Origin of the sequence: Burkholderia sp. B21-005, assembly GCF_020843965.1 — a bacterium.
In the GTDB taxonomy this organism is placed as follows: domain Bacteria; phylum Pseudomonadota; class Gammaproteobacteria; order Burkholderiales; family Burkholderiaceae; genus Burkholderia; species Burkholderia ambifaria.
In genome coordinates this window covers 987,776-1,006,783 of the sequence record NZ_CP086302.1, presented here as the reverse complement: position 1 = coordinate 1,006,783, position 19,008 = coordinate 987,776, and the positions used below count along the sequence as shown (strand labels likewise).

General features: G+C 68.0%; 16 protein-coding genes. 9 read left to right on the top strand and 7 right to left on the bottom strand.

Annotated features, from left to right (window positions below):
- Positions 1 to 14: 14 nt before the first annotated feature.
- The 6 genes from pgaB to LMA02_RS20865 all read left to right on the top strand — a co-directional run bounded on the left by pgaB (position 15) and on the right by LMA02_RS20865 (position 8,178).
- Positions 15 to 2,108: a poly-beta-1,6-N-acetyl-D-glucosamine N-deacetylase PgaB gene (pgaB, locus tag LMA02_RS20890; protein ID WP_228909644.1), complete on the top strand. Its 2,094-nt coding sequence runs from the start codon at positions 15 to 17 to the stop codon at positions 2,106 to 2,108.
- Entirely contained in the window at positions 2,105 to 3,376 is a 1,272-nt protein-coding gene (gene pgaC, locus LMA02_RS20885) for a poly-beta-1,6-N-acetyl-D-glucosamine synthase (protein WP_228909643.1), read from the top strand. Before pgaB ends, pgaC begins: the two co-directional genes overlap by 4 nt.
- Positions 3,354 to 3,839: a Biofilm PGA synthesis auxiliary protein PgaD gene (locus LMA02_RS20880; RefSeq protein WP_166723628.1), complete on the top strand. Its 486-nt coding sequence runs from the start codon at positions 3,354 to 3,356 to the stop codon at positions 3,837 to 3,839. The genes pgaC and LMA02_RS20880 overlap by 23 nt, the downstream gene beginning before the upstream one ends.
- 120 nt (positions 3,840 to 3,959) lie before the next feature.
- A complete protein-coding gene (gene glmS / locus LMA02_RS20875; RefSeq protein ID WP_166723627.1) occupies positions 3,960 to 5,783 on the top strand; it encodes a glutamine--fructose-6-phosphate transaminase (isomerizing) in 1,824 nt (607 codons plus the stop codon).
- Positions 5,780 to 7,078, top strand: a complete 1,299-nt coding sequence (locus tag LMA02_RS20870; RefSeq protein ID WP_228909642.1) for a hypothetical protein — start codon at positions 5,780 to 5,782, stop codon at positions 7,076 to 7,078. The genes glmS and LMA02_RS20870 overlap by 4 nt, the downstream gene beginning before the upstream one ends.
- 263 nt (positions 7,079 to 7,341) lie before the next feature.
- The gene (locus LMA02_RS20865) at positions 7,342 to 8,178 is read left to right on the top strand and encodes a cytochrome c (RefSeq protein ID WP_228909641.1); all 837 of its coding nucleotides are present in this window, start codon (positions 7,342 to 7,344) and stop codon (positions 8,176 to 8,178) included.
- A gap of 10 nt (positions 8,179 to 8,188) precedes the next feature.
- On the opposite strand, the gene LMA02_RS20860 is transcribed toward LMA02_RS20865, so the two are convergent.
- The 3 genes from LMA02_RS20860 to LMA02_RS20850 are packed head-to-tail and all read right to left on the bottom strand — an operon-like array spanning position 8,189 to position 11,161.
- Positions 8,189 to 9,445, bottom strand: a complete 1,257-nt coding sequence (locus tag LMA02_RS20860; protein WP_228909640.1) for a Zn-dependent hydrolase — start codon at positions 9,443 to 9,445, stop codon at positions 8,189 to 8,191.
- Positions 9,438 to 9,977, bottom strand: coding sequence for an L-2-amino-thiazoline-4-carboxylic acid hydrolase (locus LMA02_RS20855; protein WP_228909639.1), 540 nt, complete (start codon positions 9,975 to 9,977; stop codon positions 9,438 to 9,440). Before LMA02_RS20855 ends, LMA02_RS20860 begins: the two co-directional genes overlap by 8 nt.
- Positions 9,978 to 9,994: 17 nt before the next feature.
- Positions 9,995 to 11,161 carry a branched-chain amino acid ABC transporter substrate-binding protein gene (locus LMA02_RS20850; RefSeq protein ID WP_228909638.1) on the bottom strand — a complete coding sequence of 389 codons (1,167 nt, stop codon included), beginning with the start codon at positions 11,159 to 11,161 and terminating at the stop codon, positions 9,995 to 9,997.
- 177 nt (positions 11,162 to 11,338) lie between these two features.
- On the opposite strand from LMA02_RS20850, the gene LMA02_RS20845 reads away from it, so the two are divergent.
- A complete protein-coding gene (locus LMA02_RS20845; protein WP_011658529.1) occupies positions 11,339 to 12,232 on the top strand; it encodes a LysR substrate-binding domain-containing protein in 894 nt (297 codons plus the stop codon).
- 88 nt (positions 12,233 to 12,320) lie between these two features.
- Here the strand turns inward: LMA02_RS20845 and LMA02_RS20840 are convergent, their stop codons facing one another.
- From LMA02_RS20840 to LMA02_RS20830, 3 genes are read right to left on the bottom strand one after another with little or no spacing between them, the layout of a single operon-like run.
- On the bottom strand, positions 12,321 to 13,022 hold the full coding sequence (locus tag LMA02_RS20840; protein ID WP_228909637.1) for an aspartate/glutamate racemase family protein: 702 nt from the start codon (positions 13,020 to 13,022) through the stop codon (positions 12,321 to 12,323).
- A 10-nt stretch (positions 13,023 to 13,032) separates the two neighbouring features.
- Entirely contained in the window at positions 13,033 to 14,337 is a 1,305-nt protein-coding gene (locus LMA02_RS20835; RefSeq protein WP_228909636.1) for a dicarboxylate/amino acid:cation symporter, read from the bottom strand.
- A 1-nt stretch (position 14,338) separates the two neighbouring features.
- A complete protein-coding gene (locus LMA02_RS20830) occupies positions 14,339 to 15,304 on the bottom strand; it encodes an ABC transporter substrate-binding protein (protein WP_228909635.1) in 966 nt (321 codons plus the stop codon).
- 320 nt (positions 15,305 to 15,624) lie between these two features.
- On the opposite strand from LMA02_RS20830, the gene ahpC reads away from it, so the two are divergent.
- Positions 15,625 to 16,188, top strand: coding sequence for an alkyl hydroperoxide reductase subunit C (ahpC, locus tag LMA02_RS20825; protein ID WP_011658525.1), 564 nt, complete (start codon positions 15,625 to 15,627; stop codon positions 16,186 to 16,188).
- A 124-nt stretch (positions 16,189 to 16,312) separates the two neighbouring features.
- Complete coding sequence (gene ahpF, locus LMA02_RS20820; RefSeq protein ID WP_228909634.1) at positions 16,313 to 17,911, top strand: alkyl hydroperoxide reductase subunit F; 1,599 nt, start codon at positions 16,313 to 16,315, stop codon at positions 17,909 to 17,911.
- A gap of 114 nt (positions 17,912 to 18,025) precedes the next feature.
- Here the strand turns inward: ahpF and LMA02_RS20815 are convergent, their stop codons facing one another.
- Entirely contained in the window at positions 18,026 to 18,865 is an 840-nt protein-coding gene (locus LMA02_RS20815) for an extensin (RefSeq protein WP_228909633.1), read from the bottom strand.
- Positions 18,866 to 19,008 lie beyond the last annotated feature (143 nt).

Below are 19,008 nucleotides of genomic sequence, written 5' to 3'. Positions count from 1 at the left end.
AAGGAGATCGTACGATGCAATCCAGACGGACCTTCATGTGCGGATGCATGGGCGCATTTGCCGCCTGCTCGCTGTTCCCGGGCGTGAGCAATGCCAAGATGATCGACCTGCTGCCGCCGTCCGATCCGGCCGACGGCAAGACGTTTCGCGTGATCTGCCTGCATGACGTGCGTGACAACCTGATGGCGTCGTTCAACTCCCCGTCGGCGGTGGTCGACCCGTTCGCGGTCGATACCGGCACGCTGACCGCGATCTTCTCGTGGCTGCAGACCAACAACTACCACACCATCACGGTCAAGCAGATCGAGGAGTCGCGGCACGGCGGCAAGCCGCTGCCGCCGCGCTCGGTGCTGCTCACGTTCGACGACGGCTTTCGCAGCCACTACACGAAGGTGCTGCCGCTGCTCGAGCGCTTCAAGTATCCGGCCGTGATGGGCATCGTCACCGCGTGGATCGATACACCGCCGGATACGCCGATCCGCATCAGCGACAAGGTGCAGGTGCCGCGCGACTACTTCCTGTCGTGGGACGAAGTGAAGAAGCTAGGCCAGTCGCACCTCGTCGAGCTCGGCTGCCACACTCACAACCTCCATCACGGCGCGATCGCGAATCCGCAAGGCAACGAGTTGCCGGCGACCACCTCGCACCTCTATCTGCAGGACCAGAAGCGCTATGAAACCGACGCCGAATTTGAAGCGCGCGTGCACAACGACCTCCAGACATGCGTGCGGCAGATCCGCGAACACACCGGCATCGTCGCACGCTCGATGGTGTGGCCATACGGCGCGGAAAACCAGCCCGTGCGCAAGATATCGACGTCGCTCGGCATGGACATCCAGTTCAGCCTCGACGCCGGTCCGAATACGCCGGACGTGCCGCTGGACCGGTTGAGACGGATCCTGATGATGTATGACGTCGACATCGGCGGATTCGAACGCTCGATGCGCGAACCGGCATCCAACCGCGGTGACGTCGACGTGCCCGAGCGCACCGTGCAGGTCGATCTCGACCAGGTCTACGATCCGGATCCCGCGCGGCAGGAAGCGAACCTCGGCAAGCTGATCGAACGCATCTACCGGATGCAGCCGAAATCCGTGTACCTGCAGGCGTATGCGGATCCGAAAGGCACGGGCGTGGCCGAAGCGGTGTATTTCCCGAACCGGCACCTGCCGATGCGCGCCGACCTGTTCTCGCGCGCCGCGTGGCAGCTCAACACGCGCGCCAACGTGCAGGTGTACGCGTGGATGCCGGTGCTCGCGTTCCGGCCGCCGGCGGACAAGCAGCGCGGGATCGAGGCCGTGAGCGCCTACGGCGGCGCGCCGGCCCGCGAGAACGGCACGCGCGTGTTCCGGCTGAGCCCGTTCGATCCGGATGCGCGGCTGATGATCCAGCAGATCTACGAGGATCTCTCCAAGCACGCGTCGTTCAGCGGCATCTTGTTCAGCGACGACGCCGTGCTCGACGACTACGAGGATGCGGGCAAGCATGCGCTGCGCATCTATTCGCAGTGGGGGTTGCCGGCGGACATCGGCAAGATCCGCGAGAACCCCGACCTGATGAAGCGCTGGACGCGCCAGAAGTCGCGCTACCTGATCGACCTGACCCGCCAGCTCTCGCAGATCGTGCTGGCCCACCAGAATGCGGGCGACGTGCTGACCGCACGCAACATCTTCGCGATGCCGGTGCTCAAGCCCGAATCGGAAGCGTGGTACGCGCAGAACTACGACGATTTCCTCGCGACCTACGACTACGTCGCGCTGATGGCGATGCCGTACATGGAACAGGCGAAGGATCCCGAAGGCTGGCTCGACCAGCTCGTGCAGGCCGTCCATGCGAAGCAGCGCGGGCTGGAGCGCACCGTGTTCGAACTGCAGTCGTATGACTGGCACGCGCACAAGGACGTGCCGGCGGGCACGCTGCTTGCGCAGATGCGGCGGCTGCGCAGCAAGGGCGCGGTGAATTTCGGCTACTACCCCGACAACTTCCTGAACGGCCAGCCGCAACTCGAAGCGATGCGCGACGTGATGTCGCTGAAGTCCCGCCTCGACCCGAACTCGATCAACGCGCTGATGCAGATGCAGCATCCGCAGGGAAGCAAGACGCCATGAACACCCACAGCATCATCCAGCGCCTGCAGGACTTCGTCTTCTACTATCCGTTCTTCATGTCGTATCTGTGGATGATCGGCGGCGTCGTTCACTACTTCCTGCTCGAGGAGGGCCGCGAGCTGTCGACGCGCACGATCGCGTCGAGCGGCATCCCGAAGATCTCGATCGTCGTGCCGTGCTTCAACGAAGCGGCGAACGCGCGCAGCGTGATCCGGCACCTGAACGCGATGGACTACCCGAACTACGACATCATCGCGGTCAACGACGGCAGCCAGGACCGCACCGGCGAGATCCTCAACGAGCTGGCCGTCGAGATCCCGCGGCTGCTCGTGATCCATCATGCGCGCAACGAGGGCAAGGCAGTCGGGCTCACGACCGCGGCCGCGGTGTCGAACGCCGAATACCTGCTTTGCATCGACGGCGACGCCCTGCTCGCGCACGACGCGATCGGCTGGATGCTCGAGCATTTCCTGACCGATCCGGGCGTCGGCGCGGTCACCGGCAACCCGCGCATCCGCACGCGCACGTCGCTGCTCGGGCGCATGCAGGTCGGCGAATTCTCGTCGATCGTGGGGCTGATCAAGCGCACGCAGCAGGTGTACGGCCGCATCTTCACGGTGTCGGGCGTGATCACGATGTTCCGCAAGACCGCGCTCGCCGATGTCGGCTACTGGAGCTCGGACATGCTGACCGAGGACATCGACATCAGCTGGAAGCTGCAGTGCCGCGACTGGCGCGTCGTGTACGAGCCGCACGCACTCAGCTGGATCCTGATGCCAGAGACGGTCAGAGGGCTCTACCGGCAGCGGCTGCGCTGGTCGAAGGGCGGCATCCAGGTGCTGATCAAGTACGCGGGCACGCTCGCGCGGCCGACGCAGATGATGATGTGGCCGCTGTTCATCGAGTACCTGATCGGCATCGCGTGGGCGTACTCGATGTCGTTCATCCTGCTGCTCGCGCTGATCAACGTCGTCTACCCGCTTCCGCCGAGCTGGCATGTGTCCGTGGTGCCGCACTGGCACGGGATGCTGCTGGTGGCGACCTGCATCCTGCAGCTGATTATCGGCAGCATGATCGATCGTCGTTATGACGAAAAACTCCTGATGTACTTCCTTGACACTATCTGGTACCCCGTCGCGTTCTGGTTGATCAGCATGGTCACCACCGTCGTCGCCCTGCCCGCCGTCGTATTGCGGGGCCGCGGCAAACGCGCCGTTTGGGTCAGTCCCGACCGAGGCATTCAACATGAAGAACGCGCCGATTATTGACCTTTCCCTGCGCGCCCCGCGCGAACTGATCGCCGAGCGCGGCGGCATCGTCGGACCTGTGCTTGTCGCGTGGTTCCGCCTCATGCGGCCCGCGCTGGTGGGTGGGGTCTGGGCATCGATCTGCATCTATACCTACCGCTACCTGCTGCCGTTCAACGAGGCCGAGATGCCGATCGAACAGATCGTCTTCTACGTGACGAGCATCGCGCTGATCGCCGGCACCATCGTCATGTGGCTGATCGCGGGGCGCGTCGTGCATCCGCTCGCATACCGGTGGCGCGTGTCGAAGATGCTGCGGCGCTCGGCCAGCGTGAAGGTACGCTCGGTCCCGACCGCGCTCGCGGGCGCCCGCCGGCGCGGCGCACGACGCACGACGCGCATTCTCGTCGCGTCGCACGACGCGAACGGCTCGATCTCGGGCATCGAATGGGTCGCGCACGCAGGGCCACAACACCGCGAATAGGTCGGGGCAGACGTGCCGCGCCGCGCGCGACCATGCCGCGCGGCGCGACACCGCTCCTGATAGCGTGCTGCCGCGCGTCGCGCGCGCCAGCCGGCAACTCCCCTGTAGACGAGGTGAATCATGTGCGGAATCGTCGGAGCAAGCGGTCTGAAGAATCAAGTGCCGCAACTGGTCAATGCACTGAGCCGGCTCGAGTATCGCGGCTACGATTCATGCGGCATCGCCGTGCTGCGTGACGGCCACCTGCGCAGCGAACGCACGCTGCGGCGCGTGGCGGACCTGCAGCACCGCGTGCTGACGCTCGGTCTCGAAGCGCAGACCTGCATCGCGCACACGCGCTGGGCGACACACGGCGCGCCGTCGGAAGTCAACGCGCACCCGATCATGTCGGGCGACACGATCGCGGTCGTGCACAACGGGATCATCGAAAACCATGACGCGCTGCGCGCCGAACTGCGACAGCGTGGCTATACGTTTCGCGGAGAAACCGACACCGAGGTGATCGCGCACCTGATCCACAGCGTCTATCGCGACGACCTGTTCGATGCCGTCATCCGCGCGGTCAAGCGGCTGCACGGCGCGTATGCGATCGCCGTGCTGAGCGCGCTCGAACCGCAGCGGCTCGTCGCCGCGCGCGCCGGCTCGCCGCTCGTGATCGGCATCGGCGCGGACCAGAACTATCTGGCATCCGACTGCGCGGCGCTCGGCGACCTGACCGACCGCTTCGTCTACCTGGAAGACGGCGACGTCGCGCTGATCACGCCGGATCGCATCGACGTCGTCGATTCGGTCGGGTGCGAAGCCAAGCGTCCGTTGTGCGAGGTCAAGGCGCGCGACGACGACGCCGCGCTTGGGCCCTACCAGCACTTCATGCAGAAGGAGATCTTCGAGCAGCCGAAGGCGATCGCCAGCACGATCGACGGCATCGACGCGATCTCGCCCGCGCTGTTCGGCGGCGACGAAACCGCGCGAGCGATGTTGTCGAAGACCCGCAGCGTGCTGCTGCTCGGCTGCGGCACCAGCTACTACGCGGGCCTGACGGCGAAATACTGGCTCGAGGGCATCGCGGGCATCCCGGCCCAGGTCGAGATCGCGAGCGAATACCGCTATCGCGATACCGTGCCCGATCCGCGCACGCTGGTCGTCGGCATCTCGCAGTCCGGCGAGACCGCCGACACGATCGGCGCGCTCGAGCGCGCGCGCGGGATGGGCCAGGACATGTCGATGGCGATCTGCAATGTGGCGACCAGCTCGATCGCGCGCAGCGCGCCGCTCTGCTTCCTGACGCGTGCCGGCATCGAGCTCGGCGTCGCGTCGACCAAGGCGTTCACGACGCAGCTCGTCGCGCTCTTCCTGCTGACGCTGACGCTCGCGCAGCAGCGCGGCCGGCTCGACGCCGCGCAGGTCGCGATGCACCTGAAGAAGCTGCACGAACTGCCGGAGCGCATCGCCCACGCACTCGCGCTGGAAACGCAGATCATGGGCTGGGCCGCGAAGTTCGCGCGCACCGAGAACGCGCTGTTCCTCGGGCGCGGCATTCACTATCCGATCGCACTGGAAGGCGCGCTCAAGCTCAAGGAAGTGTCGTATATCCATGCGGAAGGCTATCCGGCCGGCGAACTAAAGCATGGCCCGCTCGCGCTCGTCACGAGCGCGATGCCGGTCGTCACGATCGCGCCGGACGACCGCCTGTTCCAGAAGCTGAAGTCCAACATGGCCGAAGTGCGCGCCCGCGGCGGACGGCTGTACGTGCTCGCGGGTCATCAGCTCGAGATCGATGCCGACCGCGACACGCACCTGATCCGCGTGCGCGAATCGGGCGATGCGCTGTCGCCGATCGTCAACGTGATTCCGTTGCAACTGCTCGCGTATCACGTCGGCTGCGCGCGCGGCGCCGACGTCGACAAGCCGCGCAACCTCGCGAAATCGGTCACCGTCGAATGAGGGAGCGGCCGGACGTGGCGCACGCGTTCCCCCTGCGCGCACGCGCGGCCCGGCGTGCCGCCGCATGGCGCGTCGCGGCCGCTCTGTGCGGCGCATGCGTTGCCGCCGCGCCGTCATACACGTGCGCCGGTGCGCCAGTCGTGCATACGGTCACCGTGCAGGAAGCTTCGGCGCCGCAGGAACGCGGCGACGCGCGGCGCTTCATGCACGGGATCGGCGTGGCCGACGCCGGCGACGGTCGGCGCTGGGTGTTCTTCAGCAGCTCGGGCATCGCGCCGCGCGGCGCGCTGCGCAACGGCAACTGGCCGCATGACGTGTATGTCGGCGAATGGCTGCCGGGCAAGCCGGGCCTGCTGCGCGTCCATACGTTCATCAGCCGCCCGGAGGCGCAGGAACCGGTATCGATCGCGCAGAACCCGCGCGGCGACATCTTCGTCACGTTCGAGGACGGCTGGGACACGCCGGAGACGGTCAGCCAGCGATACGGCATCTACCGGCGCGACCTGAAGCCGATCAAGCCCTACCCGAACGACGTCGAAGCGGGCGGCCACTCGGGGCACGTCGCCGCGGTGGGCGAACGCTTCGTCGTGTTCTATTCCGCCGACTGGATCGACGGCGGCGGCGTCGACAATCTCGGCACCGGCAACGGCGTCTACGTGAAAACCTACGATGCCGAAGGACACGTGCTGAACCATGTGGCGGTCGCGCCGCACCGCCGCGAGTGGTGGCCTATGGTCGCGGGCTCGCCGCGCCGCGCGCTGCTGGTCTGGCAGAAATACATCGAAGGCAGCACGGACGCGACGCTCGAATACGCGATGTTCGATCCGGTCACGGCCAAGCTCGACAAGCTCGGGGTGCTGAACGACGCGATCCAGTACTACGTGTATTCGTCGGCCTACGCGCCGGCGGTCGACCGCTTCGTCGTCGTCACGACGACCGCGGACAATCGCGGCGTCGCGATGCTGATCGACCCGGACGGCCGTCGCGTCGCCACGCTCGACTGCCTGCCGGCGTCGGTGCGGGAGGCCGGGATCGGCGTCGACGGCACGCATGCGTACGTGCCGACCCGCGACGGGCGGCTGCTGACGCTGGCGCTTTCGGCAACGGGCATATCGGTGAGCGGCGTACAGCGTTCGCCGATTCCGTGGGGCTCGACCGGCATCGCCGGGTTCCCGGCACGCGGCGGGGCGATGCATTTCGTGTCGCTGACACCGTCCGGCACGCGCGAAGCCGATTTCGACACGGCGCGGGACACGCCGTTGCCGAAGGCCGACGCGCAATGTCCGACGCATTGACGACGACGCGCATCGGGCCGGAGCGACGCAATTCACCGATGCCTTTGCGCCGCAGGCCTAATCGCGCGGCGCGATCCCTGCGCACGCATCCGGCGGCCGGGTAGCCGGACAAGCTACCGTCGCCGGTTCGATCCCGACCCCCGTGCGCCCGCGCCGCAGTCGCCAGCGCCGCCCTTAACCGCTAGACTGTCGCCCGATTCCTTCCATCGGCCGCGGCACTCGCCCCTTCTGCCGCCGCCGCAACGCCCCTCCACGGAGTACGAATGCTGAAGCGCCGGTGGTTTTCGCTGTTGCTGTTGATGGTGTGCCTGATCGCCACGCGCGCGTCCGCCCAGGGCTCGCTCGAACTCGACACCGACGGCACGCCGCGCGTCCTGACGCGCCAGGCGCTGCTCGCGCGCACCGACGCGACGGACATCCACGTGCCGCGCGACATTGCATATGGCCGGCCGATGACGTTCCGCGCAGTGCCGTTCGCCGCGCTGCTCGGCGACACGCCGCCAGCCGCCGATGGCGTGCTCGAAACGCGCGCGGCCGATGGTTTCGCCGCGCAACTGCCGCTGGATCTCGCGCGCCGCCGTGCGCCGGCCGGCGCCGTCGCGTGGCTCGCGATCGAGGATCCCGCGCACCCGTGGCCGAAGCTGCCGGGCAAGCAGGTCAGCGCGGGGCCGTTCTATCTCGTATGGCTCGGGCCGGACGCGTCGTCGGTGCGCGGCGAGCAGTGGCCGTATCAGATCGTGCGCATCACGGTCGAATCGTCGCCGCTCGCGCGCTGGCCGTCGCTCGCCGTCGCTCCCGCGCTGCCGGCGAACGATCCGGCCCGCGTGGGCCAGCGGCTGTTCGTCACGCAATGCCTCGCGTGCCACCGCCTCGACGGCGCGGGCAGCAGCCAGGCCGGCCCCGACCTGAACGCGCCGATGAATCCGGTCGACTACTTCCAGCCGGCCGCGCTGCGCCGCTACATCCGCAATCCGGCATCGGTGCGCGACTGGCCGGGCCGCGTAATGCCGGCGTTCCCGCCCGAGCAACTGAGCGACCGGGAACTCGACCAGATCGTCGCCTACCTCGCGTACATGGCGCGGCGCAAGGCCGGCAAGTAAGCCGCGCCGGTCAAGCGCCCGCTTCCTGCGCGCTGTGCAGCACCGCGCGCAGCAGCACGTCCGCCCCCGCCGTCGACCATTCCGGCGTGATCGCCTCGGCCTCGTTGTGGCTCAGCCCGTCGACGCACGGCACGAAGATCATGCCGGTCGGCGCGACGCGCGCGACATAGCACGCGTCGTGGCCCGCGCCGGACACAATGTCCATGTGCGACAGCCCGAGCGCCTGCGCCGCGTCGCGCACCGCGTCGATGCAGCGCGGCGCGAACGGCACCGGCGGATACGTGAAGATCTGCTCGATCCGCGCGCCGAGCCCGGCGTCGGCCGCCACGCGCGCCAGTTCCGCACGCAGCGCCGCATCGAGTTCGTCGAGCACCGCATCGTCGGGATGGCGGAATTCGACCGTGAAGAAGCAATTGCCCGGCACCGTGTTGCGCGAATTCGGCCGCGCCTCGATCATCCCGACCGTCGCGCGCGCGTGCGGCGCATGGCGCCGGCCGAGCGCATCGACGAATTCGATCATCCGCGCGGCGCCCACCAGCGTGTCGCGCCGGAATTCCATCGGCGTCGTGCCCGCGTGCGCGTCGACGCCCGTCAGCGTCACCTCGTACCAGCGCTGCCCCTGCCCGGCCGTCACGACGCCGATCGTCTTGCCCGCGCGCTCGAGAATCGCGCCCTGCTCGATATGCAGTTCGTAGGCGGCATGCACCGGATAGCCGCCGACGGGCTCGGCGCCCGCATAGCCGATCCGCGCGAGTTCCTCGCCGATCGTCTTGCCGGCGCCGTCCGCGCGCGACAGCCCGTATTCGAGCGGATAGACGCCCGAGAACACACCGGCCGAGATCATCGCCGGCGCGAAGCGCGAGCCTTCCTCGTTGGTCCAGATCACGACGTCGATCGGGCGCTCGGTCTCGATGTCCGCATCGTTCAGCGCGCGCACGACCTCGAGGCCGCCGAGCACGCCGTAGATGCCGTCGTAGCGGCCGCCGGTCGGCTGCGAATCGGCGTGCGAGCCCGTCATCACCGGCGCGGCGCCGGGATCGCGGCCCGCGCGGCGCGCGAACACGTTGCCCATCCGATCCACCCGCACCGTGCAGCCGGCGTCGCGTGCCCACTGCACGAACAGGTCGCGCGACTCGCGGTCGAGATCGGTCAGCGCGAGACGGCAGACACCGCCCTTCGGCGTCGCGCCGATCTGCGCCATCCGTTCGAGCGATGCCCACAGCCGCGCGCCGTCGACACGCGGTGCGTGTGTGAGGTCGTCATGCATTGCCGGCCTCCGCTGCGTCGTCGCGCGGCGCGGCCTGCAGCGCATAGCGGAAATCGCAGCGCTTGCCGCCCTGCATGATCGTGCTCGTGCGCGTGAGCGCGATGCGCGGGTCGTAACCCTCGATGAAGTAGCTGTCGCGCGCGCAGCTCAGCAGGTGGCCGATCTCGCCGAGCCCCATCGCGTGATACATCTCCGCATAGCTGCAGCGATGCACGTCGTAGTCGTAGTGCGCGTCGTCCGCGCGGCGCACCTCGACGTCGAGCGCGTTGTCCTTCTCCCACAGCACCTGCAGCGCGATGAACGACTGCACGCTCGTGCCGTCGGGCTCCTGCGCGGCGAACGTGCGGCCCGCGTCGACGGCCGCGCCGCGCACGGCTTCCGCGATCACGGCCTGCGCGCGCTCGGTGCCGAATTCGCGCTTCATGATCTCGTAGATCGGCTTGATGATTTCCGCTTCGATGCGGCGCCGCGCGAGGATGCCGAGGCGCGTGTCCTCGGGTGCCGGCGCGAAGGTATGGGTCGTATCGGTCATGGGAAACGTCTCCGTCGTTATTTCGTTGCGGGGCGCGCGCCGCCGAGCACGTCGACGACGGTCCACTTGCCGCCGCGTACCTGGTAGATCGTGAACGCCGGGTCCTTCAGGTTGCCTTGCTGATCGAACGCGACCTGGCCGGTCACGCCGGACCGGTCGATCGCGCGCACGGCCGCGACCACCTTCGCAGGCTGCGTCGTGCCGGCCTTCTGGACGGCCGCGATCAGCGTGGCGGCCGCGTCGTACGCGAACGGCGCGTGCAGCTCGATCGGTGCATGCCAGCGTGCGCGATATTGCGCGTCGAACGCCTTGCCGCCCGGCATCCGGTCGAGCGGCAGGCCCGGCTCCAGCGCCGTCACGCCTTCACCGTCCTTGCCCGCGAGCGACAGGAAGGTCTGGCTCACGAAACCGCCGGCGCCGAGCAGCGGCGCGTTCACGCCGAGCTGGCGCATCCGGCGCGCGATCGGCGCGGCCTGCGCGTCGAGCCCGCCGAAGAACACGAGATCCGCGCGCTTGCCCTTGATCGCGGTCAGCACGCCGCTGAAGTCGGTCGTCTTGTCGTTCACGTACTGGCGATCGACGATCGTGCCGCCGTTCGCCTGCACGCCCTTGATGAACTGGTCGGCGAGCCCCGCGCCGAACGACGTGCGATCGTCGATCACCGCGATTCGCTTCGCCTTCAGTGTCTTCACCGCATAGGCGCCGGTGAAGTTGCCGCCGGCATCGTCGTGACCCATGATGCGGAAGGCGGTTGCGTAGCCCTGCTGCGTGTACTGGTGGCCGGTGGATGCCGGCGCGATCTGCGCAATGCCCGCATCGCGATAGACGCGCGACGCCGGCACGCTGCAGCCCGTATTCCAGTGACCGACGACGCCGATCACGTGCTGGTCGACCAGCTGCTGCGCGACCGCGACGGCCGTGCGCGGGTCGGATTGGTCGTCGGCCGCGACGAGCTTGTAGACGACCGGCTTGCCGCCGATGCTCGGATGCTTCGCGTTCGCGTCGTCGATCGCGAGTTGCGCGCCGTTCTGGAGGTCCTTGCCGATTCGCGCGGACGGGCCGGTGAGCGGCGCGGCGAGACCAATCAGGATCGTCTGCGGCGCGGATTGCGCGAAGGCGGGAACGGCCGCGATCAGCGCGGCCGCGGAGAAGGCGAGACGGGCGGGAAGAAAGGCGATTTTCATGTGCGGGGATCAGTGATTCGGCTCAAAACATGAAAAATATTAAAGATTCGACACCCGCACCCCAAATACTCAATTGTTGGATGCTTATGCCATTCCCGACACAATAGCGTAAACACCTGTAAATACAGCGTATTTTCAGATTGTCGCTTACCCTTATTTTTCGATAAAATTCGATACATGAAAAATATCGAACAATTGCCGCACGATCCGCCGCTGCGCGCCGTCCGCGCGTTCGAGGCATTCGCGCGTCTCGGGTCGGTCACCGCGGCCGCGCACGAGCTCGACATCACGCCGTCCGCGGTCAGCCACCAGCTGCAACTGCTCGAAGCGTTCATCCAGACGCCGCTGACCGTGCGCGAAGGCAGGCTGCTCGCGCTCACTGATGAAGGGCGCGACTATTACCGCTCGATCAGCGCCGCGTTCTCGGTGCTGCGCAGCGCGACGCGCTTCGTGCGCGACCGCTCGTCGCTGCGGCAGATCACGATCAGCCTGATTCCGCTGCTCGGCATCGGCTGGTTCATTCCGCGGCTGCACGCGTTCCTCGCCGACAACACCGACGTCGACGTGACCGTGCTGTATGCCCATCACCGCAACTATCGAAGCGACGCGTCGGATCTGTCGATCCGCTTCGGCACCGGCGACTGGCCCGGCTACCGCTGCGAACGGCTGCTGCCGGGCGCGATGGTGCCGATGTGCAGCCCGTCGTTCCTGAAGCGTCACGGGCCGTTCCGCACGCCGGCCGATCTCGCGCGGGCGCCGCTCGTGCACGACGAGGATCGCAGCACCTGGGTCAACTGGCTGCAGGGTGCCGGCGTGCGGCACGTGTCGCATGCGGTCGGGCCGATGTTCGAGGACGGGCAACTGACGCTGAGCGCGGCGCGCGCGGATCTCGGCGCGGCGCTGCTGCGTGCGCCGCTGGTCGAGCGCGAACTGGCGAGCGGCGAACTCGTGCAGTTGTTCGACCACGCGCTCGACGACGGGCGCGACTACTACCTGTGCACGCGCGAGGATGCGGACATGCCGGACGGCGCGAGACGGCTTGCCGACTGGCTGAGGAAGATCGCCGCCTGAGCGGCCGGTCCGCCGCCGGCCGGCCGAGCATCGCCGCACGCGTGGCCCGCGCGAGCGGCGTCCGTCAAGCATGCCTGAGAGCCGCGCGTCACACTGCCCGCCCCCAGCCGCGCTCCGCCGCATAAGTGACCGTCGCCCGCGCCAGCTCCTGCGTGCTGTCGATCAACGCGAACGGCGCATCGCGCAACGCACGCGCGGCGATCGGAATTTCCGTGCAGCCCATCACCGCGACGCCCACGTCCCGCCGCGCCAGCGTCGCGAGCGCGCGCGACAGGCATCGCACCGACGCATCGAGCTTCCCCGCCTTGACGGCCGCGATGCACGCGGCGATATCGCGCTGCGCGGCCACGGCCGGCATCACCGGCTCGAAGCCGCGCGCACGCAGCGCCGCCTGGTAGAAGCCCGATACCAGCGTGCCGCCCGTGGCGAGCACCGCGACACGCCGCACGCCGGCCGGCACAGCGGCCACCGAGGCATCGACGATATGCAGGACCGGCGCCTCGCTGCGCTCGCGCAGCGGCGCATACCAGTGATGCGCCGAATTGCACGGGATCGCGATCACGTCGACACCGCAGCGGTTCAGCAGCGCGACGCCGTCGAGCAGCGCCGGCAGCGGATCGGTCCCGCCGTCGATGATCGCGCGCGAGCGATCGGGCGTCTGCGTCAGGTTCGCGACGATCATCGGCAGGTGCTCCTGGTCGCAGCGCGCGCGCGTCAAGCGAATCACGCGATGCATGAAGTCGACCGTGGCCAGCGGCCCCATTCCGCCCAATACCCCGACAAGCGCCATGATGTCTCCTTCACGCGCGCGGCGGCCGCGCACAGATCGCGGATACGACGGCCGAGTTGCCGATCACCAGCAACAGCGTGCGCAATATCTCGCAGAACGGATCGACCGCCACGAACAGCACGAACGCGGCCTCGAACGGCAGGTGCAGCGCCGCGCAGACCATGCCGGCGAGCGACACCGTCACGACCCCCGACGTGCCCGTCGACGCGAATCCGGCCAGCACCGACGCGACCAGCACGACGCACAGCTCGCCGGGGCCGAGCGAGCGTTCGTAGAGTTGCGCGACGAACAGCGTCGCGCTCGCGTAATAGACCATCGGCCCGACGCGCAGCAGTGACACGGCGAGCGGCACGACCAGTTCGACGCGCGCGCGGGCAAAGCCGAAGCCGTCGGCCAGGCACTCGATCATGCTCGGCATGCAGGCCACGCTGCTGCGCGTGGCGAGCGCCATCGCGAACGGCGTGCGCAAGCCGGCCAGCGTCTCGGCCAGCGTCGCGCCCGAGCGCTTCCAGATCACGGCGATCGCCGCCGCCATCAGCACGAGGGAGACGACCACGAACGCCATGACGAAGCGGAACATCGCCTCGAGCGGCCCGAACCCGGACGTGCCGATCTGCGCGGCGCCGCCGCAGAACAGCACGATCGGCGTCGGATACGCGAGCCAGTGCATGATCCTCTGGCACGTGAAATACACGGTCTCCAGCGTCTGGCTCAGCGCCGCCGAGATGCTCGCCGGCACGCGCCCCGACGCGAAGCCGAAGAACAGCGAGAACACCAGCGCCTTCAGCGTGTCGCCGCTCGCGAGCGCCGCGAAGAAGTTGCCCGGCACCAGCGCGATCAGCATGTCGGCGAGACCCGACGACTGCTCCGCGGGATCGGTGCCGTACAGCGTCATCACGGTGTCGCTCGCCGCGCCGTCGCTGCCGACCAGCGCGCCGAACGCCTTCAGCGTCGCATTCGACAGATGCTCGCCCGGGCGCATCGCGACCAGCACGACCGCGCCGACCACCACCACGAACACCGACACGCAGCCGAAGATCGCGATCACGCGCATCACGAGATCCGATGCGCTGCCCTCGCGCAGCAGCCGCTGCAGGCTGAAGATCACGGCGGCCGTCATGAACGGCAGCGCCGTCATCTTGAGCAGGCCGACGTACACCTCGCCCACGTAGTCGAACTGCGGCGCGGCGGCCGGCCACAGCATCCCCGCCACGATCCCGAGCGCGAGGCTGCCGAATACCGTCAACGGATGGATCGCGAACGCATGCAGCCGCTCGATGCGTGGCTTGATCCTGCGGGTCTCGTTCATGTTCATTTCAGTGGCCCATCGCATCGAGCAGGGATTTCACGTCGAGCCGCTTGTTGCGCTCGGCCAGGAACTGGTTGACGAACGCGAGCAGCGTCGGCGCGGACACCGGCACGCCGACGGCGAGCGCGTCGGTCAGGTCGTCGAAGGTCGCGACGCGCAGCCGGATCGGCGCGCTCGGGTCGTCCTGCATCACGAGCTTGATCGCGAGCTCGTCGCGATACACGGCCGTTACCGCCCCGGCGTTCAGCGCGTCGAGCGTCGCCGGCCAGCTCGGATAGGTGCGCACCTGCGCGGCCGGGAAGTCGTTGCGCACGTATTCGGCGTACGCCGACCGCGCGACGACGCCGATCGTGCCGCGGTAGTCGCGCACGACTTCCGGCAGCGGCCGCCCTTTCGCGAGTTCCGCGAAGCTGACGCGGTTGATCAGCAGCGCGCGCCGCAGGCTGATGTACGGCGTGCTGAAGCTGACCACCTGCGCCCGCGGCAACGTACGCGACAGCTTGCTGATCGCGACGTCGGCCTGCCCGATCGCGAGCAGATGAACGACGTCGTCGAAGGTGCGCGCCTCGCGGTCGAACTGCACGGACACGCCGAGCTTTTTCGCCAGCTCGTCGGCGAGGTCGATGTCGACGCCCGCCAACGCGCCGTTGCGCGACCAGAAGAACGGCGGCTGATCGACGCCGAGCACCGCGACCACAAGCGTGCCGCGCGTGACGATGCGGGCGAACTCGGGCGCAAGCAGCCGGCCGTCGGGCATCGGCACGAGGCCGGTGGCCGTGGTGGCGGGCGTGGCCGTCGGGGCCGGCGCGGCCGGCGCGGATGCGTCGAGGGCCAGCGCCGATGCGGCGCACGACACGGCGATGAATGCGCAGGCCGCACCGCGCAAGTGCCGACGCAGGCATCGGCGCACGAGGAAGATGTCGCGGCACCACGCAAGCAGCGCGCGCACGGCGCGTCCGGAAAAGAGGTTCATGGCGCAGGTTGACGAAGAGTGTCGAACGACCGCGCAGCCGTTCGTGCCGAACGGGTGCCGGGCCCTGGCGCGAAGCGCGTGGCCGTGGTTCGGCGCCGCACGCTCCCGCCCGCCCAATGTGTCAGAAGCGCCGCCCGGCCGAAATCCGCCGGAAGGCCCGGCCCGGATGTCACGGGCCGTCCGGACGGCCCGCCGCAACGGGGGCCGGAAGCAGATAGGAATTCCCGATGCCGTGGATTGAAACAAGCAATTTCACAAACTCGGGGTCAACCCGGATACTGGGAACACTTCATCAACACCACCCCAAAGGAACTCGCAAGATGCCGATCATCAACACCCAAATCAAGCCGTTCAAGGCAACCGCATACCACAACGGCGAATTCGTGCCCGTGACCGAAGAGAACTTCAAGGGCAAGTGGTCCGTCGTCGTGTTCTACCCGGCCGACTTCACGTTCGTCTGCCCGACCGAGCTGGGCGACCTCGCCGACCGCTACGCGGAATTCCAGAAGCTGGGTGTCGAAATCTACGGCGTGTCGACCGATACGCACTTCACGCACAAGGCATGGCACGACACGTCGGACACGATCGGCAAGATCAAGTACCCGATGATCGGCGACCCGACGCTCACGCTGTCGCGCAACTTCGACGTGCTGATCGAGGAAGAAGGGATGGCGCTGCGCGGCACGTTCGTGATCAACCCGGAAGGCGAGATCAAGCTGTGCGAAATCCACGACAACGGTATCGGCCGCGACGCAGGCGAACTGCTGCGCAAGGTGCAGGCTGCGCAATACATCGCAGCGCACCCGGGTGAAGTGTGCCCGGCCAAGTGGACGCCGGGTGCGGAAACGCTGACCCCGTCGCTCGACCTGATCGGCAAGATCTGACGCTCGCTGCGCGCGCCTCGCCCGAGGCGCGCGAGCGACGCGCCGCAGGCCGCCTCGTGCGGCCCGCACCCTCCTCCGGCACGACGTGCCCGACCAGAAATATCAATACGGAATCCGAAACGCCATGCTCGACGCCAATCTCAAGAATCAACTGAAAGCGTACCTCGAAAAGATCACGCGCCCGATCGAACTCGTCGCGTCGCTCGACGACAGCGCGAAGTCGCAGGAACTGCTTGCGCTGCTCAACGAGATTGGTTCGCTGACGTCGCGCGTGACCGTGACCGAACGCCGCGACGACGCCGAGCGCAAGCCGTCGTTCTCGATCGGCGAACCCGGCAAGCCGGCGGGCATCCGCTTCGCCGGCATCCCGATGGGCCATGAATTCACGTCGCTCGTGCTCGCGCTGCTGCAGACGGGCGGCCATCCGATCAAGCTCGACGACGACGTGATCGAACAGATCCGCGCGCTCGACGGCGACTACGCGTTCGAAACGTATTTCTCGCTGTCGTGCCAGAACTGCCCGGAAGTCGTGCAGGCGCTGAACGTGATGTCGCTGATCAACCCGCGCATTCGCCACGTCGCGATCGACGGCGCGCTGTTCCAGAACGAAGTCGAAGCGCGCCAGATCATGGCCGTGCCGACGATGTTCCTGAACGGCGAATCGTTCGGCCAGGGCCGCAGCAGCGTGAAGGAGATCCTCGCGAAGCTCGACACGGGCGCCAGCGCCCGCGCCGCGAAGTCGCTCGAGAACAAGCCGGTATTCGACACGCTGATCGTGGGCGGCGGCCCGGCCGGTGCGGCCGCCGCGATCTACTCGGCGCGCAAGGGCATCGCGACGGGTGTCGTCGCCGAGCGTTTCGGCGGCCAGGTGCTCGACACGATGGCGATCGAGAACTTCGTGTCGGTGCAGGAAACCGAAGGGCCGAAGTTCGCCACCGCGCTCGAGCAGCACGTGAAGCAGTACGACGTCGACATCATGGACGTGCAACGCGCCGACGCGCTGATTCCGGGCGACGTGCACCAGATCCGCCTCGCGAACGGCGCGGTGCTGAAGGCGAAGACGATCATCCTGGCCACCGGCGCGCGCTGGCGCGAAATCAACGTGCCGGGCGAGCACGAATACCGCAACCGCGGTGTCGCGTACTGCCCGCACTGCGACGGCCCGCTGTTCAAGGGCAAGCGCGTCGCGGTGGTCGGCGGCGGCAACTCGGGCGTCGAGGCCGCGATCGACCTGGCCGGCATCGTGAAGGAAGTCACGCTGATTGAATACGGCGCGCAACTGCGCGCGGACGAGGTGCTGCAGCGCAAGCTGCGCAGCTTGCCGAACGTGACGATCGTCACGCAGGCGCAGACGACCGAGCTGACCGGCGACGGCAGCAAGCTGAACGGGCTCGTCTACAAGGATTTGCGTTCGGGTGAAGCGAAGCGCGTCGATCTCGAAGGCGTGTTCGTGCAGATCGGCCTCGTGCCGAACACCGAATGGCTGAAGGGCACGATCGAGCTGTCGAAGCACGGCGAGATCGTCGTCGATGCACGCGGCGCGACGTCGGTGCCCGGCGTGTTCGCGGCCGGCGACGTGACGACGGTGCCGTTCAAGCAGATCGTGATCGCGGTCGGTGAAGGCGCGAAGGCATCGCTCGGCGCGTTCGACCACCTGATCCGGCAGGACGTGACGCCGGCTACGGCCGACGCGCCGCAGGCCGAAGAAGCGATCGCCGCGTAACGCGCGACGCACCGCACCGATTCGTCTCTCTTGGCCCCGCATGCCCTGGTCGGCGTGCGGGGTCCTTTTTCATCCGGCGTCGTACGGCGCGGTGCGAGCGCGCCGGCACCGTTCTCACTGGGCAGCGGCGGGACCGGCACTGGCCGATGCGGGCGCCTTGAAGCTGCTCGACTGCCTGACCAGCTGCTCGGTCATCGCGGCGGCAACCGCATTCCCACCCGCCGACGGATGCGCTCGATCGGCGCTCGGGGTCGCCACATATTGCGGCGGCGGCAACGACGGATCGAGCTTCGCCGATTCATGCACGAGCGCAGCGGTTTCAGGCGTTTCGGATTTCGTGACGGACGGTGCTGCCGCGTGCCGTTCGAGCCCGTCGCGCTTGCGCTCCGCGCGTTGCGCCGGCTGATAGGCCGGCTGACTCGGGCGGCTCGCCTGCACCGCCTGGACCGGCGGTGTCGATTGCACGGGTTGCGCCGCTTGCGCGGGCTGCGCCGATCGTGCCGCTTGTACCGGCGCTTGAATCGCTGGCGCGGGCTTCGCCTTCGCCGGGGTCGAATCCTCCGGCTCGACCGTCACGACGTGAACGGTCGGCGGCGGCGCACTCGGTTTCGCGGGGGGTGCCTGCGCGGCAATCACCGGCGCGACGGGGGCAGATGGCGGCGCCGCGTTCGCATGCGCGGGAGCCGCGGCCGGCGGCGGCACGGCCGCTCGTTGCGGCACGGCCTCGTCGACGTGCGTGGACGGGATCGCGACCGCCGCCGGCGGCGCGATCGTGCCTTGTGCGGTATGTTCGTCGTTCGCCGCGGTCACGGCGGCGGCAGGCGCTGCGGAATCGCCGATGCCGGCCTCCGCGATCGCGCGGTGGTCGTCGCGCAGGAGCATCACGTAGCCGCTGCCTGCCGCGGCAACCAGCAGTCCGCCGACAATCATCAAAGTCTTTTGGGTCCTTCTCATGCTTGCTCACCGATCTTATCGACGTGAACGAGCCATCATACGCGCGGGTTTGCGCCAAATCTCGCACGAATACATTTGGTTGCATTGATGCCGGCGCAACGCCGGCGGGGCCCGACCGACGCTGCGCCGCCCTATCGTCAGAC